This window comes from Mycobacterium montefiorense, assembly GCF_003112775.1.
Classification (GTDB): domain Bacteria; phylum Actinomycetota; class Actinomycetes; order Mycobacteriales; family Mycobacteriaceae; genus Mycobacterium; species Mycobacterium montefiorense.
Map to the genome: position 1 here is coordinate 739,679 of NZ_BFCH01000018.1, position 25,095 is coordinate 764,773.

General features: G+C 64.0%; 23 protein-coding genes and 1 pseudogene. 10 read left to right on the top strand and 14 right to left on the bottom strand.

Annotation, left to right across the window (positions count from 1 at the left end; all coding sequences use genetic code 11):
• Nucleotides 1-93: 93 nt before the first annotated feature.
• The 3 genes and pseudogenes from DB708_RS15905 (at nucleotide 94) to DB708_RS27725 (ending at nucleotide 2,536) form a co-directional block, all read left to right on the top strand.
• Nucleotides 94-942 (top strand): enoyl-CoA hydratase-related protein, encoded by an 849-nt coding sequence (locus DB708_RS15905; protein ID WP_108923323.1) that lies wholly within the window; start codon nucleotides 94-96, stop codon nucleotides 940-942.
• Between the two features lie 248 nt (nucleotides 943-1,190).
• Nucleotides 1,191-1,430 (top strand): annotated as a pseudogene (locus DB708_RS28220) (hypothetical protein); the annotation flags it as partial.
• Nucleotides 1,431-1,549: 119 nt separating this feature from the next.
• Nucleotides 1,550-2,536: a PPE domain-containing protein gene (locus DB708_RS27725; RefSeq protein WP_108923325.1), complete on the top strand. Its 987-nt coding sequence runs from the start codon at nucleotides 1,550-1,552 to the stop codon at nucleotides 2,534-2,536.
• Here DB708_RS27725 and DB708_RS15915 read toward each other — a convergent pair.
• From DB708_RS15915 to DB708_RS15950, 8 genes are read right to left on the bottom strand one after another with little or no spacing between them, the layout of a single operon-like run.
• Nucleotides 2,533-4,251, bottom strand: coding sequence for an FAD-binding protein (locus tag DB708_RS15915; RefSeq protein ID WP_108923328.1), 1,719 nt, complete (start codon nucleotides 4,249-4,251; stop codon nucleotides 2,533-2,535). The two genes, DB708_RS27725 and DB708_RS15915, sit on opposite strands and share 4 nt — an antisense overlap.
• Nucleotides 4,248-5,654, bottom strand: a complete 1,407-nt coding sequence (locus DB708_RS15920) for an aromatic ring-hydroxylating oxygenase subunit alpha (RefSeq protein ID WP_108923330.1) — start codon at nucleotides 5,652-5,654, stop codon at nucleotides 4,248-4,250. Before DB708_RS15920 ends, DB708_RS15915 begins: the two co-directional genes overlap by 4 nt.
• Nucleotides 5,655-5,676: 22 nt before the next feature.
• Nucleotides 5,677-7,209 carry an acyl-CoA synthetase gene (locus DB708_RS15925; RefSeq protein ID WP_108923332.1) on the bottom strand — a complete coding sequence of 511 codons (1,533 nt, stop codon included), beginning with the start codon at nucleotides 7,207-7,209 and terminating at the stop codon, nucleotides 5,677-5,679.
• Nucleotides 7,210-7,217: 8 nt separating this feature from the next.
• On the bottom strand, nucleotides 7,218-8,090 hold the full coding sequence (locus tag DB708_RS15930) for an enoyl-CoA hydratase/isomerase family protein (protein WP_108923334.1): 873 nt from the start codon (nucleotides 8,088-8,090) through the stop codon (nucleotides 7,218-7,220).
• 19 nt (nucleotides 8,091-8,109) lie between these two features.
• A complete protein-coding gene (locus DB708_RS15935) occupies nucleotides 8,110-8,346 on the bottom strand; it encodes a lipoyl domain-containing protein (RefSeq protein ID WP_108924334.1) in 237 nt (78 codons plus the stop codon).
• Nucleotides 8,339-9,337, bottom strand: a complete 999-nt coding sequence (locus DB708_RS15940) for an alpha-ketoacid dehydrogenase subunit beta (RefSeq protein ID WP_108923336.1) — start codon at nucleotides 9,335-9,337, stop codon at nucleotides 8,339-8,341. The genes DB708_RS15935 and DB708_RS15940 overlap by 8 nt, the downstream gene beginning before the upstream one ends.
• A 4-nt stretch (nucleotides 9,338-9,341) precedes the next feature.
• Entirely contained in the window at nucleotides 9,342-10,328 is a 987-nt protein-coding gene (locus tag DB708_RS15945) for a thiamine pyrophosphate-dependent dehydrogenase E1 component subunit alpha (protein WP_108923338.1), read from the bottom strand.
• 43 nt (nucleotides 10,329-10,371) lie between these two features.
• The gene (locus DB708_RS15950) at nucleotides 10,372-11,235 is read right to left on the bottom strand and encodes a mycofactocin-coupled SDR family oxidoreductase (RefSeq protein WP_108923340.1); all 864 of its coding nucleotides are present in this window, start codon (nucleotides 11,233-11,235) and stop codon (nucleotides 10,372-10,374) included.
• Nucleotides 11,236-11,484: 249 nt separating this feature from the next.
• Here DB708_RS15950 and DB708_RS15955 point away from each other — a divergent pair, with 249 nt between their 5' ends.
• Together DB708_RS15955 and DB708_RS27730 are read left to right on the top strand one after the other, a co-directional pair.
• Nucleotides 11,485-12,717 (top strand): CaiB/BaiF CoA transferase family protein, encoded by a 1,233-nt coding sequence (locus DB708_RS15955; protein ID WP_108923342.1) that lies wholly within the window; start codon nucleotides 11,485-11,487, stop codon nucleotides 12,715-12,717.
• Nucleotides 12,718-13,021: 304 nt separating this feature from the next.
• Nucleotides 13,022-13,309: an ANTAR domain-containing protein gene (locus DB708_RS27730; protein WP_108924336.1), complete on the top strand. Its 288-nt coding sequence runs from the start codon at nucleotides 13,022-13,024 to the stop codon at nucleotides 13,307-13,309.
• A gap of 245 nt (nucleotides 13,310-13,554) precedes the next feature.
• On the opposite strand, the gene DB708_RS15965 is transcribed toward DB708_RS27730, so the two are convergent.
• Nucleotides 13,555-14,301, bottom strand: coding sequence for an IclR family transcriptional regulator (locus DB708_RS15965; RefSeq protein ID WP_108923344.1), 747 nt, complete (start codon nucleotides 14,299-14,301; stop codon nucleotides 13,555-13,557).
• A gap of 66 nt (nucleotides 14,302-14,367) precedes the next feature.
• Between DB708_RS15965 and DB708_RS15970 the strand changes: the two genes are divergently transcribed.
• Both DB708_RS15970 and DB708_RS15975 read left to right on the top strand, forming a co-directional pair.
• Nucleotides 14,368-15,708 (top strand): FAD-binding oxidoreductase, encoded by a 1,341-nt coding sequence (locus DB708_RS15970; protein ID WP_108923346.1) that lies wholly within the window; start codon nucleotides 14,368-14,370, stop codon nucleotides 15,706-15,708.
• On the top strand, nucleotides 15,708-16,520 hold the full coding sequence (locus DB708_RS15975) for a DAPG hydrolase family protein (RefSeq protein WP_108923348.1): 813 nt from the start codon (nucleotides 15,708-15,710) through the stop codon (nucleotides 16,518-16,520). The genes DB708_RS15970 and DB708_RS15975 overlap by 1 nt, the downstream gene beginning before the upstream one ends.
• Nucleotides 16,521-16,527: 7 nt before the next feature.
• Here the strand turns inward: DB708_RS15975 and DB708_RS15980 are convergent, their stop codons facing one another.
• A complete protein-coding gene (locus DB708_RS15980) occupies nucleotides 16,528-17,082 on the bottom strand; it encodes a TetR/AcrR family transcriptional regulator (RefSeq protein WP_108923350.1) in 555 nt (184 codons plus the stop codon).
• A 193-nt stretch (nucleotides 17,083-17,275) separates the two neighbouring features.
• Between DB708_RS15980 and DB708_RS15985 the strand changes: the two genes are divergently transcribed.
• Nucleotides 17,276-18,490: a cytochrome P450 gene (locus tag DB708_RS15985; protein WP_235616786.1), complete on the top strand. Its 1,215-nt coding sequence runs from the start codon at nucleotides 17,276-17,278 to the stop codon at nucleotides 18,488-18,490.
• 7 nt (nucleotides 18,491-18,497) lie between these two features.
• Here DB708_RS15985 and DB708_RS15990 read toward each other — a convergent pair whose 3' ends face one another.
• Nucleotides 18,498-20,318, bottom strand: a complete 1,821-nt coding sequence (locus DB708_RS15990; protein ID WP_108923352.1) for a DUF4407 domain-containing protein — start codon at nucleotides 20,316-20,318, stop codon at nucleotides 18,498-18,500.
• Nucleotides 20,319-20,530: 212 nt separating this feature from the next.
• Here DB708_RS15990 and DB708_RS15995 point away from each other — a divergent pair, with 212 nt between their 5' ends.
• Nucleotides 20,531-21,088: a hypothetical protein gene (locus DB708_RS15995; protein ID WP_108923354.1), complete on the top strand. Its 558-nt coding sequence runs from the start codon at nucleotides 20,531-20,533 to the stop codon at nucleotides 21,086-21,088.
• A 135-nt stretch (nucleotides 21,089-21,223) separates the two neighbouring features.
• Here the strand turns inward: DB708_RS15995 and DB708_RS16000 are convergent, their stop codons facing one another.
• Nucleotides 21,224-21,568, bottom strand: a complete 345-nt coding sequence (locus tag DB708_RS16000; protein WP_108923356.1) for a hypothetical protein — start codon at nucleotides 21,566-21,568, stop codon at nucleotides 21,224-21,226.
• A 275-nt stretch (nucleotides 21,569-21,843) separates the two neighbouring features.
• Here DB708_RS16000 and DB708_RS16005 point away from each other — a divergent pair, with 275 nt between their 5' ends.
• Complete coding sequence (locus DB708_RS16005) at nucleotides 21,844-22,272, top strand: type II toxin-antitoxin system Rv0910 family toxin (protein ID WP_108923358.1); 429 nt, start codon at nucleotides 21,844-21,846, stop codon at nucleotides 22,270-22,272.
• Nucleotides 22,273-22,359: 87 nt separating this feature from the next.
• On the opposite strand, the gene DB708_RS16010 is transcribed toward DB708_RS16005, so the two are convergent.
• Both DB708_RS16010 and malQ read right to left on the bottom strand, forming a co-directional pair.
• On the bottom strand, nucleotides 22,360-22,830 hold the full coding sequence (locus tag DB708_RS16010) for a nuclear transport factor 2 family protein (RefSeq protein WP_108923362.1): 471 nt from the start codon (nucleotides 22,828-22,830) through the stop codon (nucleotides 22,360-22,362).
• 79 nt (nucleotides 22,831-22,909) lie between these two features.
• On the bottom strand, nucleotides 22,910-25,051 hold the full coding sequence (gene malQ, locus DB708_RS16015; protein WP_108924339.1) for a 4-alpha-glucanotransferase: 2,142 nt from the start codon (nucleotides 25,049-25,051) through the stop codon (nucleotides 22,910-22,912).
• Between the last annotated feature and the right edge of the window lie 44 nt (nucleotides 25,052-25,095).

Here is a 25,095-nt window from a genome sequence, read left to right on the forward strand (position 1 = left end):
TGGCACAGCCCACTGCTCACTCAATACAGCTCACTCCACACCTCAAGATCACGCAACCTCTAAATGAATTGCGGCCAGGGTAAGGTCCCGGTGATGGAGCGTCGCGTCCTCGAAGCGATCATCTATGAACGCGAACCGCCGATTGCGCGGATCATTCTGAATCGGGTCGACAAGGCCAATACCAAGGATTCCGTCCTCGTCACGGAAGTCGACAATTGCCTGCACGAGGCGGACCGCGACAGCGAGATCAAGGTCGTCATCCTCAAGGCGAATGGCAAGGGGTTCTGCGGCGGCCACGTGGCCCGCTGGGGTCCGGAGGAAAACCCTTACCCAGGCTTCGGAAATACCTTTGAGGATCTGTACAAAGGCACCGCCGACCTATTCCTGTGGCCAACGCTGTACTTGTGGGAGTTCCCTAAGCCGACCATCTCCCAGATCCATGGCTATTGCATGGGGGGCGGAATCTATCTCGGCTTGTTGACCGACTTCTGCGTGGCGTCCGACGACGCGTATTTCCAGATGCCGCTTGCCCAAAGTCTCGGAGAACCGGGCGGGCACACCATGATTGAGCCGTGGTTACTGATGAACTGGCATCGCACCATGGACTGGTTGTTGCTGGCGCCGACGCTGTCCGCCCAACAAGCCCTCGACTGGGGTCTGCTGAACAGGGTGGTGCCGCGCGACGATCTCGAGGCCACGGTCGAGGAGATGGCGCACAAGATTGCCCAGATCCCGTTGACCACGCTGATGGCGGTGAAGAACAACGTCAAGCGCGCCTGGGAATTGATGGGCATGCGGGTGCACCTTCAGGTCAGCCACATCCTGACCAACATGGTCGGTGCCGCGTCCGATGTCCAGGCGCGGCGAGCCGAACTCATGCAATCGGGCATGAAGCCGCGTGAATTCCTCGACCGCGACGAAAAAGACACTCCGCCGGCGTGACGCCGCGGTCACGCTGCCCAGGGTGGACGGACAGTTAGCGGCCCCGCACTCTGTGGGATGCGGCTGTCGATCAGGCTTAAGCCCCGGTGAGGGCGTGAAAATTGCCGCGTAACAGCCCCGCTCGATCAATTAGGATTGCGTGAGGTAACGGCGACGTGCCACTGCATTACCCGCGTGACCGGCGCGACGAGAGGGTTAGTTGGACTCGACCGGCGAGGATTGCTTCAGCATAAGGAGAACGAGCCGATATGACGCAGACGCTCAACGTGGAATATGAGGAACTCCTGACGCGGGCGGACGAACTCGAGCAACCGCTGCCGAATATTCCGTCCACCAACCCGCCAGGGCCCTGCAACCTTTCGTTCATCACCGATACCGCCGCACGACTCGTGCTTACCGCTGACACCTTGCGGTTGTACCTCAAAGGGTGCGAACGGGAATGGCGGAATCTCGCGAAATCCTTGCGGAATGCGGCCAAGGCCTATGAAGAGGTCGACACCGGAGCCGCGCAGGACATCGCCAAGATCATGACCGGCGACGCTGCCACGACGGGCGTATCGGCGGCGCCGGTGGTCGCCGATGACGAGCCCTGGACGGCGCCGGAGCCATGGCCGCCGCCGCGCCATTCGAATACCCGTACTACGAAGTCAGACAGGCAGCCGAGGACATTGAATCCGGCGATCAGGGCACGGCGTTCAGGGCCTTTGCGCAGGAATGGCGAGCGTTCCTGCAGGCATTTCAAGAACAGACCTATCGGTTCCGGCTGTTTACTCGCTGGGAGGGCGAGGCGACGGCACAAGTTGAACGCGACTTTCAGGCACACAAGCAGTGGATATATTCGATGGCGAAATTATGCGGTGACCTTGCTCAACAGGCTGACCGGGTTGTCGACGTGCACAAAAAGGCCACCGCCACCACTGGCTACGAACACCAGGACTCCCTGGGCGGCGCACATCCCACGACCTATGAGGTATCGCAATGCGATTATTGGTACAGGCGCTATGTCGAATACGGTAATTACGCATACATCCCCATGGCCATTGAATGGTATGAGAAACTGCAGGCCCAGTCGGAATCGGCGTTGAAGTATTACGTTCAGTACGCCAACATCCCGCTAAAGCCGCTCAATCCAGACGCTCCCCCCAAGTCCACGGTCATCAAACCGCCCGGAGAAACGCCAAAACCGGAGCCCAAGCCGGAGCCGGAGCCGAAGCCGGAGCCCGGTGCGACGCCAACGCCCGGTCCGACACCCGCCCAGCTCGGTCAGCTTGCGGGGAACATGTCGCAGGGTATGCAGGGCATGTCACAGGGTCTGCAGAGCGCGATGCAGGGCATCCAGGGCCTCACGCAGGGCGGCATGGGCGGCGGCTCGGCGCCTGCGCAGCTAGCTTCGGACACCACCAGCACGGATCTGCCGCCCGCTGACGAAGCGAAAAAGGACGACGAGGAAAAAGACGAAGAGCAGAAAAAGGCCGACGAGGAGGCGAGACTCGCCGAAGGTGCCGCGCCGGGAGGTCAGGGATCGGGCAGCGCTCCCACCGAGCCCCCGGTTGCCGGTAAACCCGGCGCGACGCCTTCAGGAGTGGTGCTCTAAGTAAGGTGACCGCGACTGCGGCTCATCTCGCCGGCAATTTTGCGTCCGGCGGCGTGCCGTGCGGCCACGTAGCCGAAGACCATCGAGCTGGCGATGCTCGCTCCGGCGCCGAGATACTTGCGGCCCATCACCGTCGCGGTGATGTTGCCGGTCGCGTAGAGGCCGTCGATCACCTGGTCCTGCTGGTCGAGCACTTGGGCGTACTCGTTGGTGATCACACCGCCGCATGTTCCGACGTCCGCCGGGAGAACCCGGGTCGCGTAATACGGCGCACGGTCCAGCGGGCCGATGGCGGCGTTCGGCCGATAACCCGGATCGCCGAGGCAGTCGTTGTAGGCCGACTGGCCGCGGCCGAAATCGGCATCCAGGCCCCTAGCCGAAAACCGGTTGAACCGTTCGACGGTGCGTGACAATTCGTCGGCGGGCAGATCGATTTGGCCGGCGAGATCCGCGATGGTGACGCCCCGCTTGACCGCCCCGTTTTCGATCAGCTCGGCCGGCAGGCGCTGGTTACGTTTCAGCGGATTGGCGCTGGTGACGTACCGGCGAACGTATCCCTCATCAAAAATCATCCAGCAGGGCACCGCCTTGTTGGCGTACATCGCCTTGCCGACCTCGACGTAGGAGTTCGACTCGTTGCAGAATCGCCGGCCGGTCGAGTCGACGTAGATGGCGCCGGGACGCTGTCGCCCAGAGCCAAGGGATGCGGCGACAGCGCCGCCGTTGGCGATGAAAACCGAAGGCAACCACCATGCTTCGTCCAGCAGATCGGTCTTGGCACCCAGCCGCATCGCCGTCTCGAGTACTTCGCCGGTATCACCGGCGTTGGCGATCGACCACTGGCCCTCATTCGGCTGGTCGCCGCTGAACCGGCGTCGCATCTCCTTGTTGTGACCGAAACCGCCGGCCGCCAGTAAAACTCCCTTGCGCGCTTCGACGTGCACGGGTACGCCGTCCCGATTTATGCGCGCACCCACGACGCGGCCGTCCTCGACGATCAGATCCTCCATCGCGGCACTCGTCCACAGCGGCGGCTGATTGCCGGCGAGGTCGATCAGCGCTTTGAGCATCTGAGCGATCAGTGAGGAGCCGTTTGTGAGGACCTGGGTACGACGCGCCCGAGCCGCCACGGTGCGCAGGAACACTCTTGTCGCCACCGCGAACGCGCGCGGCGCGCGATTGAAGTACTGCACCGAGCGTAGTTCGTTGGTGAGCACCACGTAGCCATAGTTCTTGGCCAGTGGCGGCTGCACTTTGTCGTGCCAACTGCCCAGCTCGGTGGCATCGAAAGGGATTCCCTCGACGGCTCGGCCGGACTCGTTGCCGCCCTTGTGATTCGGGTAGTAATCGCTCCAACCGGCGCAGCGGATTAACCGAACACCCTTGCGGATCAGGAAATTGATCATTTCGTAGCCCGCAGTCAGGAACATCTCGCGTCGGGCCGGCGAGGAAGCCGCACCGATATCGCCGACCACATCGGCAAAATAAGCAAGTCCGTCTTCGTGTGAGTCGGAGATACCATCCGTGCGCATCAACGGATTGTTCGGCAGCCAGACGATACCGCCGGAAAGCCCGGTCGATCCGCCGACGAGCGCCTGCTTCTCGACGATCAGAGGTTCCAGGCCACTGTCCAGTGCGGCCAGTCCCGCCACCATGCCGCCCCCGCCGCTACCCGCGATGAGCAGATCTACCGAACGATCCCACTGAATGGTCATCGGGCCCCCGAGCTGAATCCGAGATCCGCGATCGGAACGTCGATCGTGGTGTTGGTCTTCGTGATCGCGGGAACCAGTGCGTCGTAAGGTAAACCGGCGAGGAACCCGTCGATGACTCGTTCGAAGTTTGAGATCAATCCCTCGATCTGATCTGACAGGCGCATGTATTCGAAACCCTTGGAGTGCAGTCCTTTTTGCTGCCGCGGCAAGTTGGAGAAGTCCTGGGCGGGGATCGGCGGCCAGCGCGGATCGTTGGGCGCCATGGGTTCCGGTGGTGTGGGCCGGCCCGCGGAAAGGTCGGACGGCAAACGGGTAAGCGACCAGATCTCGAACAGGGTCTCCTCGGGACCAAGCGGGCGAATCCGGTACGAAGAGGCGCTGCTGTAGGTCGGCAGGATGAAGTGGTGGGGGAAGCAGAATCCGATCGCGTCGGTAATGCCCCGGCGGATCAGGTCGTTGAGATCGGGCATCACGCTGCCCCGCGCGCGATGCCAACTCACGACGGCATCGTTGAGGGCACTGCGCCATGCGGCCATCGCCGCTCCCGGGTCGGCCGGTAGTTCGATGGTCTGCAGGCCCTCGGCGATGCGGATGTCGTTCTCATGAGTCATGCCGCCCATACCGTCGCCGAGTGTGCGCATGAAGTACAGGCTGCTTTGCACCACCGGATGCACCGCGGCCGACGCACTGCCGCTCTGTGCCGACGGCAGCAGTTGCGGGTGTGTCTGCGGAACGTGGTAGCCCTCCATGAAGGCCGCCGTGGCGAGTTTCCAGTTCACCGGAAGCCGGCACGATTGCCACCACTCGGTGCGCAGCGTTTCCACGTGCCAGGCGTCGTAGATCGACGCGAACGGTTCCATGCAGTCCCGCAGCGGCGGCGCACCGTCGTCGAGGTTGATCCACGCACAACCACCCCAGCTATCACACCTGACCGAAACCAGTTCAAGGTCATCGGGTTGCATGTTGTCCTCGGCAAAGGCTTCGGGCCGCAAGACAAAGGTGTTGCGGCCGTCGATGCCCCAGCACCAGCCGTGGAACGGGCACACGAAGGCACGGCGGGCCCCAAGAAGAGAGCCATTGCCTTCCACCAGCTTTACCCCGCGATGGCGGCATGCGTTGTGATAAGCCCGCACAGTGTCGCTGTCGACCCGCACTACGATGATCGACTCGTCGAGGATCTCGTATTCGACGTAGTCGCCCGGCTTGGGTATCTCCTCGAGCCGGCAGGCCATCTGCCACACTCGCGGCCACAACATCTCGGCCTCGAGCGCGTAGAAGTCCGGGTCGTAGTAACGCTGCTTGGGAATTCGATCGGCGGCTTGGACCGCCCATGGCACCGGCAACGCCGTCCAGTTCGCTCCCGCGTTGTGCGAGGTTTGGACCCCGCCGGTCTCTACAGCCATCTCGTCATCCCTTGCATCTGCGTCACACGATTCGTGATGCCCGCCCCTGCCAGTAACGCTCGCGAATCCGCCTCTTGTAGAGCTTCCCGTTCGGATCGCGAGGCAGCTCCGGGTCGAATTCGACTGTGCGCGGGCACTTGTAGCCGGCCAGGTGGGCTCGGCAATACGCGATGAGCTCGGCTTCGAACTCGGGTCCGGGTGTAAGACCGTCGACGGGCTGTACGACGGCTTTGACCTCTTCACCGAACTCGTCGTTGGGAACGCCGAAGACCGCGGCGTCGACCAGTTGGGGATGCATGACCAAGAGGTTCTCCGCCTCTTGCGGGTAGATGTTGACCCCGCCGGAGACGATCATGAACGTCGACCGATCTGTCAGGTACATATACCCGTCCTTGTCGACGTAGCCCATATCGCCCAAGGAGCGCCAACCGCGTTCGTTGTATACCGACGCGGTCTTGGCGGGATCCTTGAAGTATTCGAAATCGGGCCCACCTTCGAAGTAAAGCTCTCCAGCCTGGCCGTTGGGAAGCTCTTGTCCATCATCGCCGACCACATGCACCGGGGCCATCGGAATCCCCACCGAGCCGGGGTGAGCTAGCCACTCCTGCGGTCCGATCACCGTTCCCGCGAATCCTTCAGTGCCGCCGTAGTATTCGTGAATGATCGGCCCGAACCACTCCATCATCGCGTGCTTGACGTCCACCGGACAGGGCGCGGCCGCGTGGATCACGCAGCGCAGGCTGGAGACGTCGTAGCTTTCCCGCACCGCCTCGGGCAGTTTGAGCATCCGGACGAACATCGTCGGGACGAACTGGGCGTGCGTCACGCGGTGGGTGTCGATCAGCCGCAGCACGGTCTCGGCGTCGAACTTGCGCATCATGATCGACGTGGCGCCGACGCGGTTGACCGCCATCGTGTAGTTCACACCGGCCGCGTGATACAGCGGCGCGGGGGACAAGTACACACTCGACGGGCTCATGCCGTAGCGATGGGTCAGTGCCATCTCCAGCACCGACTGGGCCCACGAGCCGTTACCGTCGGCCGGCAGCGGCCGGCGCACGGCCTTGGGTCGGCCGGTGGTGCCCGACGAGTAGAGCATCTCCGATCCATCCGACACCGGCGGGGCGTCACCCGCAGCCGCCAGCACGTCCTGGTATCCGCGCCATCCGGGCACCCCCCGGCCGACGCTGATATGGACGCGGACCGCGGTGCTGACATCGCGTATGTGGGCGGCGATTTCGGCCATGTCGCCGTCGATGAAGACCGCCTTCGCGTCCGAGTCGCCGATGACGTAGGCCACCTCGTCGGGCATGAAGTGGGTGTTGACGGTGGTGTAGTAGAGACCGGAAAGCTGGCAGCCCCAAGTTATTTCGAAGAATTCCGGTCGGTTCGGCAGCACTAGCGCCACGCCGTCGCCGTGCCGCAGTCCGGCGTCGTGCAGTGCCGCGGCGACCCGTTGACTCCTCTCGTACAGTTCGCCGAAGGAGATCGCGCCACCGTCGGCAATCAGTGCCGGCGCCGCAGCGACTGCGATCGCGTGATCGGCAATGTTCACCAGCAGGCCTAAGTGGCTGCGGCGCCGTCGGTCTGGGCGGCGGCCGCGGCCTGGCGCCGGGCCTGCTCGGACGGCAGCACCTTGTCCTTGAACACCGTCTGAATCAGCTCTTGAACGTCTTTACTGATAGATGCAAGCGCGACCAGATCATTGGAACTCTGCCAGTGCACCCGCATTCCCATCAGCTCCCAGGCTCGTTTCAGGTTGGCCTTGGTCGCCAGCAATGTGGTCATCGGGGCCTGTGCGATGTGGCGGGCGATGGCCTCGACACGGTCGTCGAGTTGGTCACGCGGAACAACCTCGTTGACCAGGCCGACGTCCAGCGCCTTCTTCGCGTCAATCACCTCGGCAAGATAGAGGTAGTACGCGGCGCGCCGCCAGTTCATGAACACCCAAGGCTCGATTGAACATTCGCCCGACGGCATGCCGAACCCCTGCAGGGGCGGGTAGGAGAAGTAAGCATCCTCCGACGCGATGACGATGTCAGTGGTCAGCCCGTAGTGCGTGCCACCGCCCACACAATATCCATGCACCTGCGCGATCGTCGGCTTGGAGAACTCCCAGAGGTTCAGGATCGGCTTGACGAACAGATCGGGCTGCGGTTTCCACGGTGTGCCCATCACCTGGGCGGCCTCGACGAAAGACGGGTAGTCGACCGCGTTGTTGCCGATGGCATGTCCAGAGCAGAAGCCTTTGCCGTTGGCCTTGATGATCAGCACTTTGATGTCGTAGTCGCGATCGGCGTCCAGCAGCGCGGCATCGACTTCTTCGGCCAGCTTCTGATCCTGGGCGTTAGCCTTCTCCGGCCAGTTCAGCGTGACGCGGGCGATCGGGCCCTCTTTTTCGTAGATGATTCTTTCACGGGTCTCGTTGAGATCCATAAGGGCTTACCTTTCTTCTTTATGACGTGATGACGCCGATTTCGGCGCCGATGTCGTAGGTGCTCCCGACCTGGCCCGTCCACTGGACGGTGCCGGATGCCCCGGCTTCGATTTCCTGTTCCACTTTCTCGGTGGCGATCACATAGATCGGCGTGCCCGCCTCGACGTGCTCACCGGCGTCGACGAGCAGCCCGGTGAGTTCGGCCTCGGATACCGCGACCGATACGCGTGGAATGCGAATAACGAAGTCAGCCAAGCGCATTCTCCTTCTTGCAGGTGCGCCGTGCCGCTTCGACAATGCGTGCCGGTGACGGGTACACCTGCGCTTCCAGCGCTGCCGCGGCCGGATTGGGCACGAACCGGGCACCCACCCGCTCGACGGGTGCGGCGAGCTCGCCGAACAGTTCGGATTGCAGGATCGCGGCGATCTCCGCGCCAGGGCCGGCGAATTGGACTGCATCGTGCACGATTACGGCTTTGTGCGTACGCCGGACGGACTCGACGATGGTTTCGACGTCGAGCGGCACCAGGGTGCGCAGATCGACGACTTCGGCGTTGACGCCTTGCTCGGCGAGAGTGCCCGCCGCCGCCAGCGCGTCGTGCACGGCGCGTCCGTAGCTGATCAGCGTCACGTCGGTGCCCGGCCGCTTGATATCAGCCAGCCCGAGTGGAATCGCGAAGCCGGGGTCGACGGGAACCGGCCCCTTCTTACTTTGCAGCCGGATTGTTTCGACGAACATGCACGGGTCTTCGTCAAAGATCGCCGAGGTCAGTAAGCCTTTGCCGTCGCGCGGCGTGGAAGGCACGATCACCTTCATCCCGGGGATGTGCATGAACCACGCCTCCAGGCTCTGCGAATGCGTGGCCCCGGTCGCCAGCCCGGCATATACCTGGGTGCGGATGGTGATCGGGGCCGTTGTCCGTCCGGCGGTCATGAATCGCAGCTTGGCGGCGTTGTTGATCAGCTGGTCGGCGGCGATGCCGATGAAGTCCATGATCATGATCTCGGCCACCGGTAGCAGTCCGTCGATCGCGGCGCCGATCGACGCCCCGACGATCGCGGCTTCCGAGATCGGGGTGTCCAGCACCCTGTCGTGACCGTATTTCGTCGACAGTCCCGCCGTTGGTCCGGAAGCACCGGGATCGGCGATGTCCTCGCCGAGCAGAAACACTCGCTCGTCGGCCTGCAGCGCCTGATCCAGCGCGAGGTTCAGCGCCTCGCGCATCGTCATCTCTTTTTCGTCCATGCCATTACACCGGGAACTTGATCGGGGTTGCGTACACGTCACGGTCGAGTTCGTCGGCCGTGGGGGACTCTGCACTCATCACCATCTGCAGTGCGGATTCCACCGCCGCCTGTGCTTCGTCGTCGATGCGCGCGAGTTCGTCGTCACCGCAGATGCCCGCGTCGCCAAGGTGCTGGCGAAAGCGCGGCACCGGGTCCGCTGCGATCGCCGCTTCGAGTTGCTCCTTGGGGATGTAGGGCATCCGGTCGCCGAAATAATGGCCGCGGAAGCGGAACGTCACGCACTCGATGAAGGTGGGGCCGGCGCCCTCGCGTGCGCGTTGCAGCGCCTGGTCGAGCTCGGCTTTCACCGCCAGCGGGTCGTTGCCGTCGACGCGAACGCCTGGCATGCCGTAGCCGGCTGCCCGATCAGCCACCGCCGCGAGCTTCATGGTGTCGCTGGTCGGCGTCATCTCGGCGTACAGGTTGTTCTGGCAGACGAACACCATCGGCAGATCCCAGAGCGCGGCCATGTTGGCCGCTTCGTGGAAGGAGCCGGTGTTGGTGGCACCATCGCCGAAGCTGACCACAGTGACACGATCGAGCCCCTTGCGCTTGGCGGCCATCGCCAGCCCTACGGCCACCGGCGGTCCGGCGCCGACGATGCCGGTCGAAAGCATCACACCCACATCAGGTTTGGCGATATGCATGGTGCCGCCCTTGCCGCGGCTGGCGCCGACGGTGCGCCCCATCATCTCGCCGTAGATCTCCTCGAGCGGGACGCCCTTGCCGATGAGATCGTGTAGTCCGCGATAGGTGGTCACCAGTTGGTCGTCGAGGCGCAGCGCGACACCCATCGCGGCGGCGATCGCCTCCTGGCCGCGCGACGGCCAATACACGCACATGAACTCGCCGGTGCCGATGCCCTTGGACAGCCGGTCGTCAGCCGCCTTCATCAGCACCATCAGCGCATAGAGGCGCCTTTGGGCTTCGGGGGATTCGATGCGGGTCATTGCGTAGTTCCGTTGTGGTGCAGTCTGGTTGATGCCTCTGCGGTCACGCGCCCGACCATGGCTTCACCTTGAGGAAGCCGCCACCGTCGACGCGCAACTGTTGCCCGGTGATATAGCGCGCGGCGTCGGAGGCGAGAAACAGCACCGCCTCGCTGATGTCCTCGGGTTCGACGTAGGGGATCGGCATCGCCTGCACGAACGGGAAAATCGGCTCGGCGTCCTCGCGGGTGGGCTCCTTCAAGTCGGGCCGGAACGCTCTATACATCGGTGGGCTGTGCAACATGTCGGTGTTGACGTTCGTCGGGTGCACCGCATTCATCCGGATGGAGAACGGCGCCAGTGCTCGAGCGAAGTCGTTAACATAATGCGCCGCAGCGAGTTTCGCGAAAGCATATCCGGCCCCGCCGGGACCTCCGTCGATGCCGGTGGTGTTCATCGAGGACATGAACGCGGCGTTGGATCCGATCACGATGATCGACGCGCCTGCTTGTAGGTGCTTGATGCTCGCATGTACGAGGTTGAGCACGCCGACCAGGTCCACGTCCACGGCGTCGGCGAACGCCTTCGGCGGTAGACCCGCGGTGAGCGGGCAGATGCCCGCATTGGCGATCACGATGTCGAGGCGTCCGAGTTCGGCGACGCCCTGATCGATCGCGGTGGACAGGGCCACCCGGTCGCGGACGTCGGCTATCGCAGTGAAGGCGCGCTGACCTTCCTTCTCGACCAGCCGCGCCATCTCGTCGAGATCCTCCGGCCTGGCCAATGGGTACTCGTTGGTGTCGATGTCCTCGCAGAGATCCACCGCAATGATGTCGGCACCCTCGGCGGCCAGCATCCGTGCGTGCGACCGCCCCTGACCCCGCGCGGCGCCGCTGATCACGGCTACCTTGCCTGTCACCCTTCCCATTGCTGATCCTTTGTCCCGGTGCCTATTGGTTTCGCGGGCCGGCGAAGTGCCTATGCCGCTGGGAGGAATCGCCCGGTTGTCGCAGGCTCCAGTGCCATCGCATCGGGGGTCGGGATCTGACCAACGATCGGCTCCATCGCATCTCTTCCACGAAAACCTTCGCGTGGCTGTAGCCGGGCTATCAATATCCCTTAGAGTAACTAGAATACCTAAAATAGCAAGGACAGAGTCCGGACGAGGGGGTTGGCGATGTCAGGCGCGCGCAGTGGCGTCCTTCAAGGGGTGCGGGTTGTCGAATTGGCGTCGTGGACCTATGTGCCGTCGGCCGGCGCGGCCCTTGCGGACTGGGGCGCTGACGTCATCAAAGTGGAGGGTGTCGCCTTCGGCGACCCGGGGCGAGCCCTGGTGGTCGGCGGGTTCACCCGTGCAGCGGCCCGCCCGGACGCCGACTTCATCCTCGAGTTGGGTAACCGCGGCAAGCGCAGCATCGCGATCGACATCAAGTCCGAGACGGGCCGCGAGTTGTTCGGCCGCCTGTTGGCGACTGCGGATGTCTTCTTGACCAACTGGCTGCCCGGCGCACTGGAACGGGCCCGACTGACCGTCGACGACATTCGCGCCTTCAATCCGAAGATCATCATTGCGCGCGGCACCGGCCTGGGGGTCCGCGGCCCGGATCGCGATCGCGGCGGCTTCGATGCCGCTACCTACCTGGCCCGGGGCGGCGTTGCCTACACACTCACGCCTTTCGGTACCGATACACCCGCAGTCCAGGGCCCCGGGTTCGGCGACCTGCAGGGTGGGGCCACGCTGGCCGGCGGCGTGTGCGCGGCGTTGTTTCACCGGGAACGCACCGGTGAGCCGACGATCGTCGACTCGTCGCTACTGGCGCAAGCGATGTGGTCCATCGCGCCATCGATTTCGGCCGCCGATTTCTTTGACATCGACGGCATTCCGGGGGCACCGCCCGGGTTGGCCATCAATCCGCTGGTGAACCGATACAAAACCAAAGACGGCAGATGGATCCAGCTGGTCTTCTTACAGCCCGACAAATTCTGGGTCGGTTTCTGCGAGCGTATCGGCTTGTCGGAGTTGGCTACCGACGAACGATTCGTACCGTCGAGCAACCTGATCGCGAACGCGGCCGCGGCGACCGAGATTGTGGCGAATGTGTTTGCCAGCCAAGACCTCGCGCACTGGCAGAAAGTGCTCGAGAGCGAGCCCGGAGTGTGGGGGCCGTTGGCGACGCCGCGAGAGACCCTCAATGACCCACAGGTCGAGCCGAATGGCTACGTCGTGACCAACGTCGACGACAATGGTGAGAAATACCGAATCGTCGCTGCGCCGGTCCAATTCAACGAAACTCCGCCACTTCCCGCGCGCGCTCCCGAACATGGTCAGCACACCGAGGAGATTTTGCTCGAACTCGGCGTCGAGTGGGATGACATCGCTAAGGCGAAGGACCTCAATTCCATCCTGTGATGACACCCTCATCGAGGCCCGCCAAATACCCGTTGCTCCCGGCGATTGCATAACCCGACCAATATCCATCGGTATGAATGAGTCTCGCGTTACATCTGACGCCGAATAGTGGCGGGTCCGGTATCGACACGGTCACAAGCAGATATCGATGTCCACGGCGGTATGGCATAACTGCGTCGTTCCACAAATCATGGCACAGTGCGCCTTTGAGAATCCCGATAGTGAGTTATGCGTTCTCGCAAGGATTCTTGTTCGCTATGTCGGGTAGTGGATTTCGTTGGGCGCAACAGGAGGTATGCACAGCATGGCGAACTGGGTTCCCGCACAGACTTCGTGTGGCCCGAACTCCAGCCGCATTCTCGATACCGCGCGGGGGATCATCATCGGACTACGTCGGTGCCGTTCGGAGACCGCCTTCGACGAACTGCACAACGCGGCAGTGCGTCACCGGGTCCCGGTATACGCAATGGCATGGGCGCTCGTACACCTCGCTGGCGAGGGCGAGAAGACGTCCAGCTTCACAGAGGCGCAGTCGGCTGCGCGCTATGAGTGGGGTCAATTGTTCACCGGAGCGGCAGCTCTGAGCTGTTGACAGGTGACCAAGAACTTGGCGCGGCCGGGGTCCCTGGGGGGTACCACGGCCGTGCCAACCATTGCGAAGAGCCCGCCGATCTAAAGCCGGTAGAGCACGCTATTTTTCCGCTCGAACTCCAGTGGCCGGGACGGTCACGGCGCCTACGGCGCCGTCGCAAGACAATCAAACCGGCGATCAAAGCGAGCCGCGACCGGTCATAGCGGCGGTCCGTCAGCGGATCTTCACCGCTCCTTCACGCCTCGTCAACGAGTCCACGCGGGTGAGTCGGCCGCCGTGCGCAATGCTGCGATGATGCGCTGTTCCTTTTCCAGGAAGCGCTCGGTGGGCGCCGGCACCGAGATCGCAACCACGTTCTCGCCCAAGGTTCGTCGCGCGATAGCGGCTGCCGAAATCCCCTGGGTGTGTTCCCCGCGATCGAAAGCAATCCCGGTCCGCCGGATCTCGGCCATCTCGCGGCGCAACCGGTCGGCGACGCCGGAATTGAACCGGGAGATCACTGCCTCCGCCTCGGCGTCGTCGAGGGTCGCCAGCGCCGCCTTGCCATTGGCGGTCACCTCCAGTGGGAACCGCACGCCAACGGCAGAGACCGCGCGGAGCCGGTGCGACGATTCGATCTGGTCGACAAACCACATCCGCTGTCCACGCAAGACGGACAGATCGACGGTTTCACCGTCGGTCGCACCCGCGACCCGTTCGATTGTCGGCCGGAACAGCGCCGAGACGTGCGCTCCGGCCGCGCTACCTAAACCCAGCAAGCGCTCACCCAACGAGAAATGGCCTCGCGCATCGACCTTGGCCAACCCGACTTCCACCAGCCCTACCAGCAGCCGGCGCGCCGTGGATTTGGCCAGCCCAAGTCGCTCACCGAGATCAACCAGCCGGAGCTGTCCGGGCTCGGCGGCGATCTCGTCCAAGGCGGCGGCGGCGCGGCGTAGCACCTGGATGCCTTCGTCGCGATTGGTGGGCGGAGTGGGTTCCGTGGGCGGCACAATTCCACTATAGTGTTCCGCATTCCGAACTACATTGAACCGGAATATGGATCAAAGGAGCTCCAGATGAGTGCGCTACCTGCAGGGCGGCACTTCTTTCGCAGCGACGAGGGATATGAAGCCGCCCGCCGCGGCACCGTGTGGAACCAGCGCGTGCCCGAGCGCTACCCCGACGTGATCGTTGCGGCCGTCGATACCGACGACGTCGTCGGAGCGCTGCGCTACGCAAAGGCCAACGGGCACAAGGTCAGCATCCGTTCCGGCGGCCATAGCTGGGCGGCAAACCACCTGCGCGACGGCGCGTTGCTGATCGACGTCAGCCGGATCGACCATGCGAACATCGACGCCGAAAAGGGCATCGCCGTCGTCGGTCCGGGCAAAGGCGGCAGCATCCTGATGAGTGAGCTGGAAGCCCAGAATCTCTTCTTTCCGGCCGGGCACTGTAAGGGCGTTTGCGTCGGCGGCTACCTCCTTCAGGGTGGCTATGGCTGGAACAGCCGAGTCTGGGGGTTGGCGTGTGAGTCCGTGATCGGCCTGGATGTCGTCACGGCCGAAGGCGAGCAAATTCACTGTGACGCAGACAATCACGCCGATTTGTACTGGGCCGCGCGCGGCGCCGGCCCCGGCTTCTTCGCGGTGGTGACGTCGTATTACCTCAAGTTGTACAAGCGGCCCGGCGCCTGCGGCACCAGCGTCTACGTCTATCCAATCGAGCTCGCCGACGAGATCTACACGTGGGCGCGCAACGTCAGCGCCGAGGTGGACCGTCGCGTCGAAATGCAAATCGTGGCAAGCCGAAGCGTCCCGAGTATGAACCTGGAGAGCCCGGCCATCACGTTCGCGTCACCCGCGTTCGCCGACACCGACAAAGAAGCCGAGGAGGCCCTGGCGATCTTCGGAACCGTGCCGGTGATTGACAAGGCACTGGTCAAGATCCCTTACATGCCAACCGATATGCCGACCTGGTACACCGCCGTAATGAGCAATTACCTCGCCGACCACCGCTACGCCGCCGACAACATGTGGACGTCGGCCCCGGCGGAGGATCTGCTGCCGGGGATTCGCAACATCATCGACACGATTCCGGACCACCCGTCGCACTTCCTGTGGCTGAACTGGGGGCCGTCACCTAATCGCCCGGACATGGCCTACAGCATCGAAGACGAGGTGTACCTGGCGCTCTACGGCGCCTGGAAGAACGAGTCCGACGACGCGAAGTACGGCGACTGGGCGCGCTCCAACATGGCCGCGATGTCGCATCTGGCGACCGGCATTCAGCTGGCCGACGAAAATCTCGGCCAGCGCCCGGCCCGGTTCGCCAGCGACGAGGCCATGGTCCGCCTCGACAAGATCCGAGCCGACTACGACCCAGATGGCCTGTTCAACCCTTGGATGGGGCGACTCTGATGGCCGGCGACCTCTACCTCGGCTACCGCAACGACGATGTGAACACACCGTTCGGCAAATTCTTCAATCCCGAAATGGCCGCGTTACCAAAACATGTCGTCGAAGCGCTGCAGCATGGCCCGCAAGGTGGGATGGCCTTGGTCGCGTTCGACGACGCCGCGACCGTCGCCGCCGCGGGATACCAGCAGACCGAGAACGGCTACGGGGTTCTCGATGATGGCGGCTATCACGTGTCGGTCCGCACCGACATGCCAGGCGTCACGCCGGGGATGTGGTCGTGGTGGTTCGGCTGGCATGGCAGTGACACCCGCCGTTACAAGCTGTGGCACCCGCGGGCACATCTGTCCGCCGCGTGGAAGGACGGCGACGACGACGCCGGCCGCCAAGGCGCCCAGCGCTACATCGGTCGGTGGTCGTTGATCAGCGAGTACATCGGCTCAACAATCCTCAATGGCGCAATTCAATTCGTCGATCCGGCGGCGATGGGCTGTCCACCCGACAGCGCGGATGCGGTGGCGATCTGTGCGCGGCTGGGCGCCAGTGATGCCCCGGTAGATGTCGGATGGTTCATCCACCACGTCCGGTCGACCTCGAGCGGATCCGAAATGCGTTCCCGATTTTGGATGGGCGGGCCTCACATCGCCGTACGCAACGCTCCCGGTGTTGCCTCAAAAGCATTGCGCCCCATCGCGTCTCGCATACTCGGCAACCCGGAGACCAACGCCCGAAATCTGCTGGTGCACTGTGCGCAGGAAATGAACCACCTGGCTGGCTTCCTGCCCGAGCTACACGCGGCTTTCGGTGACGATTAACGCCCGTTCAGCCCGCGCTGGTGAAGGCGGGCGTGACGAAACGCTCTACCAGCGCACGCTCGGTCTCCTCGTCGCCGACCGGCCAGTACATCAGTGACAACACGATGCGTACCACCCACTGAGCGGCCTGCTGGTCGCCGTTGGTGAGCCCGGTGAGATCCGTGGCGAATGCCGCCAACAGCGGCGATCCCGTGAGCCAGGCGATATCGTCGGCCCGGCCCGGACTGGACATCAGCTGATACAGGGGATCGGCCCGGATCAGCTTGAGCGCCACGATGATCGCGGTGACGACTCGCTGCGCGCCGCTCATCGCGTCGACGGTCTGACGCACCGATTCAACGATCCGTGCTGCGGCGCGGGTGGTGACTGCGTCGCGGATTTCCGCCTTGCCGCCGGCATGGCGGTAGATGGTGGCGCGCGAACAATGGACGCGCTTCGCCAATGCATCGATGTCGAAGCCCTCTGGCCCCTCGCGGGTGATCATCTCGGTGGCGGCCGCATAGATGCGTTCTGCGGCAATTGTGCGGCGATCGCCCCCGACCAACCAATCGTCACGCGACACCAGTCACCGCCCCTTTGCTGCGAGAAGTAAGAACGTCTGTATCTCAGGTTGAGACAATAGTAACTATTCATCTCACCATCGTCGCAGGTCGTTGATCCCTGTTGAGACGATCGGACGCGGCGCCCCCGACAGCGGCTTTCAACTTTCCGTACGCCCATTGACGTGGGGATATCCGGGTTCTCACGCTGGGGACGTGACCGTCATAGCCCACCCCGGCACGTTTTTCGGCGCCGAATCTCTGCAGGACCCCTACCCGCTGTACGAGCGCATGCGCGCTGACGGGGCGGTGCACCAAATCGGTGACTCCGAGTTCTATGCCGTGTGTGGCTGGGATGCCGTCAACGACGTGATCGCCCGACCCGACGACTTCTCGTCGAACCTCACCGCCACGATGACCTACACCACCGACGGTGGCGTGAAGGCGTTCGACATGGATGCGCTGGGCGGACCGACGCATGTGCTGGCCACTGCCGACGATCCGGCGCACGCCGTGCACCGCAAGCTGTTGGTGCGCCACCTGGCGGCCAGGCGGATTCGCGCAATCGAGCAATTCGCCGCGGACACCGCGGACCGGTTGTGGCGCCAGGCGCTGCGCGATGGGCGCATCGAATGGATGGATGCGATGGCCAACCGGCTACCCATGATGGTGGTGGCGGAACTGATCGGGGTGCCCGCCGCCGACACCGCGCAACTGATGAAATGGGGATACGCAGCGACCCAGACGGTCGAGGGACTCGTCAGCGAAGAACAGCTGACCGCCGCGGGTATCGCCGTGATGGAGCTCAGCGGCTATATCAACGAGCAGTTCGACCTCGCCGCGGCAGATCCCCAGGACAACCTGTTGGGTGAGCTCGCCGCTGCCTGCGCGTCGGGCGAGGTGGACACCGTCGCCGCCCAGGTGATGATGGTGATTTTGTTCGCCGCCGGGGGAGAGTCGACGGCATCGTTGTTGGGGAGCGCGGCCTGGATACTGGCAAACCGTCCCGATATCCAGCAGCAGCTGCGGGAAAACCCCGCGCTGCTCCCAGCATTCATCGAGGAGACGTTGCGCTACGAGCCCCCGTTCCGGGGCCACTACCGACACGTGCGTAACGGCACCGTGCTGGCCGGGGTCGAGTTGCCCGCCGACTCGCACCTGCTGCTGTTGTGGGGGGCTGCCAACCGCGATCCGGCTCATTTCAAGAAGCCCGGCGAGTTCCTGCTCGATCGCGCTGAGGTCAAGGGGCACATCAGTTTTGGTAAGGGCGCGCACTTTTGTGTCGGCGCTGCGCTGGCGCGCCTGGAAGCCACGATCGTATTGCGGCTCTTGCTCGACCGGACCTCGGCGATCGAGCAGGCCGACGTCGGGCGTTGGATGCCCAGTCTCCTGGTACGTCGTCTCGAACGACTGGAGCTAGCCGTCAGATGACCCGCAGCTATTTCCCGGGCGGAAGTTGGCGTGGGCCTTCGGGGGAACGCAGTTCGCGCGGCCCCTTGCGCTCGGTCAGTTCGCGCGTACGGCCGCTATCGGCCGGCCCCAGCTCCAAGCCGTCGGTGTCTTTGACCGAAAGCCGTAACGGATTGCTCCCTCGGTGCCTGCCTAGCTGCCGGGTGGGGTAATCGCGAGCCTCATGCTGTCCGTGCGACGAGGGGATCCGCCCGGGGTGCGCCGCATCCGTGGAGGACGGCCCCGACGACGGCTGGCCGGCGTCTGAGCTCTCGGAGTCCATCGTCACTTTGCGAGTGCGCCGCAGGGAAAACGTAATCTCCTCGACTTCTTCGAACACCTGACGCGCGGTGCGCAGCGGCGCGGTGCTGTTGTCGATCGCCCGCGCGACGAAGGGCGGCACCAGCGGGCGAATCCAGCGGGCCGCCGCCCGAGTTGCATCGGGAAGGGACGGGATTAGCGGCGTGACGCGCTCGTCCGGCACTTGCACCTCGGCGGCCTGCTCGACCTGTGCCGGTAGGTTCTCCACCTCCTGCGGCGCCTCAGCCTCGGAATCCTTTGCGCTGGCCGGTAATTCGGCGATAGCTCGGCTGGCTGCCTCTGCTTCGGCAGCGATCGGCAGGTAGATGTCTTCCTCCACCGGTTCGAAGGTCCGTTGCGATGACGCGGTCTGCGGCGCCTCGATGGCGTCGGCGACTCGCCGGCGTTGCTGCTCCCGGTCGATTTCGGTCTGCGCCTCGATGGCGAGTCGAGCCTGGGTGAGTTGATGTTCGGCCCACAGGATTTCGGCCTCGCGGCGAATCTCGGCCTGCTTGACCGCGACCGCGGTGTCCGCATTGAGTTCGGCGCGTTCACGGTCCGCGCGTGCTGTCGCATGACGATCCTGGGTCGTCTCGCCGCGCCACATCCGCAGGATCAGGGGCAGCAGGTAGACCAGCACGAAAAAGGCGATCGTCAACAGCCGCAACATCAACGCCCCGGCACTGGCGAAGGTGAGGTCGTTCATCGCCAGCCAGCGTGCGCCGAGTCCGCCCGGGCCCGCATCGGCGAGCAGGCTTTGCCGCGCCTCGGTGACGGCCTGCTCCTGGCGGCTAATTGTCGCGTCCAATTCGGGCGCCTGGCGGTCGCGGGCCGCCAATGCATTGTCGAGCTGACGCTGAGTATCGGCGAGAAGCTGGTTAGCCGTTCGGGTTTCGGGACCGGAGCCGGGAACACCGGTGATCCGAGTCTGTGGGCACGCCGGGCTGGGGTGGTATTCACAGCGCGCGATGACCAAGGCGTTGTCCTGGTTGTCGCGGGCCTGCGCGACAGCGTTGTCGAGCCCGGCGCGCGCATTCCGCGACTGTTCCAGCGTCTCCGAGGCCTGCACGACGGCCGGCGCCGAGTCGGCGGTACGTAGCGCCCGATCGTCGAGGCGGTGATCGATCGAGCGCGAAAACACGGCGAGCGCGGCCAGTTCGCCGACGACAACGCCGACTGCCACGGCAACAACCGCGCGGCCCGCGATGCCGGCCCAGCCACGGTGCGGGCCGCCCGCGATGCCGCGAGTCACCGCGCCAACCAGCAGACCGAAGACAAGCGTCAACGCGACGACCGCAAACAGCGACCAGCGGGCCGACCCGTTCACCGCCAACGCCGCGACCAGCCAGGCCAGCACGGCTCCGAGCAGCACCACCGCGCCCGCCACGGCGTGGGTGGACCTCTCGTGACGCTCACCTAATTCGCGCCAGTGTCCGCCGCCAAACCAGGTCAGAACCCCCTCGAGCCGGGAGACGGCTGAGTGCGGCTCAATCATTTCGTGGGTGCCCATCACACTCCAACACCTCCAGTCGTCAAGCCTCCCAGGCCAGCGGCCGACACACCGAATCGAAGCGCCGACGTGTGGCGTTGTTCACAACTCAATGGAATGGGGGTCGGACCTTCCCGCCGGCCGGTCTCAGCAGGTGGTATCCACCGCGAAATTCCTGCGACGCGGACGGATCAGCGAAGATTCCGGCAAGTACCGTGAGACGGTATAAGCCTATGCAAAACCACGAGTATGTCACCTACGAAGAGTTCGGACGCAGATTCTTCGAGGTCGCCGTCACGCCCGAGCGTGTCGCCGCGGCTTTCGCCGAAATTGCCGGCAGCGAGTTCGCCATGGAGCCGATTGCTCAGGGACCCGGTGGGATTGCCAAGGTCAGCGCAAACGTCAAGATCCAAGAGCCCCGCGTCACACGACGTTTGGGTGACAGCATCACCTTCGTCATTCACATTCCTCTGTCGATCGACCTACTCCTGGACTTGCGCCTCGACAAGCAGCAGTTTGTAGTCTCCGGAGACATTGCATTGCGTGCGACCGCACGTGCCGCCGACCCGTTGGTGCTGATTGTCGACGTCGCGAAGCCACGGCCGTCCGATATCACCGTCAATGTGTCGTCGAAGTCGTTCCGCGGCGAGATATTGCGCATTCTGGCCGGCGTCGACGGCGAGATTCGCCGATTCATCGCTCAGTACGTCGCCGACGAAATCGATGCACCCCAATCGCAAGCAGCCCAAATCATCGATGTCCAAGAGAAGTTGAACGAGGCCTGGCCCTAGGCTTAGCCGAGCCGAAATCCATTGAGCCACATGGTCGCAGCCGGAGCGGGATTCCCTTCTCGCCGCCAGTAAGGGTGGGTTAGTCTACCGCCGTGCGATAGCCGTTTCAGACTGATAGATCCAGCATGTAGAGGCTCACATGACCCATCGCTGGTTGGTCGCGGCAATGCTAGTCGCCGGATTGGCGATATCGGGCTGTTCTTCCGCTAGCAAAGCTACCAATTCGCCCGGATCCACAAGAAAGAGTTCCGCTTCCGCGCCTGTTACGACGGGGTCTCCGTCGAGCGAAACCACCGAGGCAGCACCGTCCACCACGCTAGACATCAGCCAATGCGTCGACGTCACCGGCGCGAACGCGGACCTGCTCACCGCGTCCGATAAAGATGGCGCCCGCAAAGCTGCCGACACCCTTGCGAAATACGACCCGCCGGCGCAGGTCAAGGAGCGATCGAACACTTCGTCACCACCGGCGGTGCTCACTTTGATGACCCGGACTACACGAAATACAACAAACTCGTCAGCGACTGGGTACAAGGCATTTGTCCGACGTAATCGTTGGCAGCAGTCGATCACGGGCAGATTGTTCAGGGTCCGGAGTTAGCTGAGTTGGCCGGGGACCAAGCGCGAAGTCATTGGGCGGGCGCGTTTACCGCCTCCCCATGCGGGGGTATGCGGTCCAAACAGTTTGGGGGCCCTAGGTGGTGTTGCCCGGTCCCCGTAATTTTCCGCCACGGTCTCATAAGGAGCGACAAACCTTGGCACAGGTAGATGTTTCGACGTCGTCGGATCTGGACCCTAGCGCCGCCTGGAAGCTGGCTTCCGATCTGGGTCGATTCGACGAGTGGATGACGATCTTCGGTGGTTGGCGCGGCGAGATCCCGTCGACGATCGAGCAAGGCACCAAGGTCTCGTCATGCATCAGGGTGAAGGGATTCCGCAACATCGTTCACTGGACGGTGACCCGCTACGACGAACCCAAATCGATTGAGCTGCAGGGCCGCGGCCGGGGCGGGATTCGCCTTACCGTGGCGATGAACGTTACTGATATACAGCCGGGTTCGACGTTTCAACTCCACGCAGACATCGGCGGAGGCGTACTCAGTGGGCCGGTGGGCTCGGTCGTGGCGCGAGTTCTGCGATCCGATGTGCGCAAGTCGGTGGAAAACCTCGCCGCTATGCAATAACCACCGGGGGATTACCCCGTCGGGTGACGCTATCCGAAACATGTTCTGGCTAACCGACTTCGAGGCGAAGACGCGCAATTTGCAGGCTCAGCGCGGATCGGGGGGCAACAGCCGGCGTACCGGGTGCGTTTCGATGGCATTGACCGTCAACGACCGTCGACTGATCCGCCATCCCGAGTCCGTCGACTCGTACTCGTCGTCATAGCGCAGATGCCAGGCCACATCGAGGACATCCTCGGCCCGCTGGGTCCAGTGATGTGCAACGCACGCGACCCGGCCTTGCGCCGTCCCGGGCCGCGACCCCGCGTCATACACCTCACCGACGATCGCGTGCTCGGTACGCGCCACCTCAGCAACCGATGCAACCGCGGTTGCGATGGCCTGTTGCCCGCGATGCGAATGAATCGGCTTCAGTTCGGCCGGCGGCGCAGGAACCGTCAACTCGGCCTCCGCTGTGAAAAGTGCTACCACAGCATCAAATTGGCGGTCATCGACTCCGGCCGCATATCGGTGTACCAGGTCGCTCAGCGCTGCTCGGTCGTTCGCTGAAAGAGTCATGACAGCCAAAGGCGTTGCGCGCCGGGGACCGGGGCAGGGGTGGATAACTTCATGGCACCTGAAGCTAACAGGCGATCGGCTAGATGGTTGGCGGCGCGAGTGCGGTACGTACCGCGTCGGCGAGCGCGGCGGCCCGACGATCGGTGAACACGTCTTCGAGCATGACCGGCCGGCCGTCGGGGCCGGTCAACGGGACCCGCCAGTTCGGATATTCGTCGGTGGTACCGGGTTGATTCTGGGTTCGCCGGTCGCCGACCGCGTCGGTCAGCGCCACTCCCAACAATCGGGACGGCGTTCGGCCTAGGTAGCGGTACAGGGCAAGGACGACCTGTTCGGGGTCGTCGTCGCTGCCGCCGAGCAGCCCCACCCGGCGAAGCTCGGCCATCCAGGCCGCCAACTCGGCTCGGTCGGATTCGAGCTCTTCGGAGGCGGGCCGGGTCAGCAATCCCAGCGACTCGCGCAACCGGACGTGCTCACCGGCCAGGTAACCGGCGGTCGGCGGCAGATCGTGGGTGGTGACCGACGACAGGCAGTACTCGCGCCAGCGCTCGGCGGGCAGCGGACCGCCACTGCCGTCCCGGTCCAGTTCGAACCACAGAATCGAGGTGCCCAACAGCCCCCTTAGGAGCAGATAGTCGCGGACCCACGGTTCGACCGTGCCGAGGTCCTCACCGACGATCAGCGCACCGGCGCGGTGTGCCTCCAGCGCAACGATCCCGATCATCGCCTCGTGGTCGTAACGCACGTAGGTGCCTTCGGTGGGCAGTGCGCTCTCGGGGATCCACCACAGCCGAAACAACCCGATGATGTGGTCGATGCGAACACCGCCGGCATTCCGCAGCACCGCCCGGATCAGTGCACGGAATGGCTGATACTCCTGCTCGTCCAGCCGGTCCGGCCGCCAGGGTGGCTGCGACCAGTCCTGGCCGAGTTGATTGAACTCGTCGGGTGGCGCGCCCGCGGTGACGCCCAGTGCCAGCACATCCTGCAGCGCCCAGGCATCGGCACCGTTTGGATGCACGCCGACCGCCAGGTCATGCATGATGCCCAGCGACATGCCGGCCCGTAGCGCCTGTGACTGCGCCGCGGCGAGTTGCTCATCGAGCTGCCATTGCAGCCAACGGTGGAAATCGACCGCATCCGCATGCTTTTCGGCAAATCGCGCCACTCCGATAGCGGAGGGGTGCTGCAAGAAGCCAGGCCAGGAATGCCAGTCGCCACCGTATTTCTCGGCCAGCGCGCACCAGACGGCGAAGGCGTCGAGCGCGCTACCTTCGCGCTCACGAAATGCCGCGTAGGCCAGCTCTCGGCCGGCCGAACGCGGGGCCCGGTAAACCAGCTTCAGCGCCTCCCGCTTGGCTGTCCAGGCGCTGTCGCGGTCGATGGCGTCGATCTGGCCGGCGTGCTGCTGGACGTCGTCCCGCAACCGGCGCAGCCGGCCACGTTTGGTCAGGTCGGCGTACTCGGGAATGGACTCAACGCGAAGATAAAGCGGGTTGAAGAAACGCCGCGACGTCGGAAGATACGGCGACGGTTCCATCGGAATCGTCGGTGTGGCCGCGTGCAGTGGATTGACGAGTAGGTAGTCGGCGCCGTGCCGGGAGGCGGACCACACCGCTAGGTCGGTCAGATCGGTGAGGTCGCCGACACCCCACGACTGCTCGGATCGCACGCTGTACAGCTGAGCGGCCAGGCCCCACGCCCGGCGCGCGCCTAGTTGCTCCGGCAGTCCGAGCCAGTCGGGCGTCACAATGAGCGCGGCGCTGGTTTCGGTGCCCCCAGAGCGCAGATGCAGGCGGTGATAACCCAACGGCAGGTCAGCCGGCAAGACAAAGCTGGCCTCGCCGACCCATCGCCCGTCCAGATTGAACGGGGACGTGAAGTTGTCGACTTGTTGCACGCCGCCGTGCACCGTGCCGTCCTCGAGCCGCAACAACACTTCGGCGGGATCACCGTGGGTCACGTGCACCCAGAACCGCGTCGGCGTGCCAGTGCGCGCGACGATGGTCGCCGGCAATCGACGTGCCCAATATGTGCGCAATTGATTGGTCAGCGCTTCGTTTCGGTCTTGCTCGGTGCCGGCCGCGATGCCGAGAGCCGCGAGCACAGCCACCAGCGTGCTCTCCGATACCTGCACCTGGCGGCGCGTCCAGTCCTCGTACCAAGTGGCAATGCCGAACCTGCCGGCAAGTTCGACCAACGACGGCGCGAGCTCAGTCATGCCGCCCATCTTGCTGCCAAAAGCCGTCCGGCACGATGCGGCCC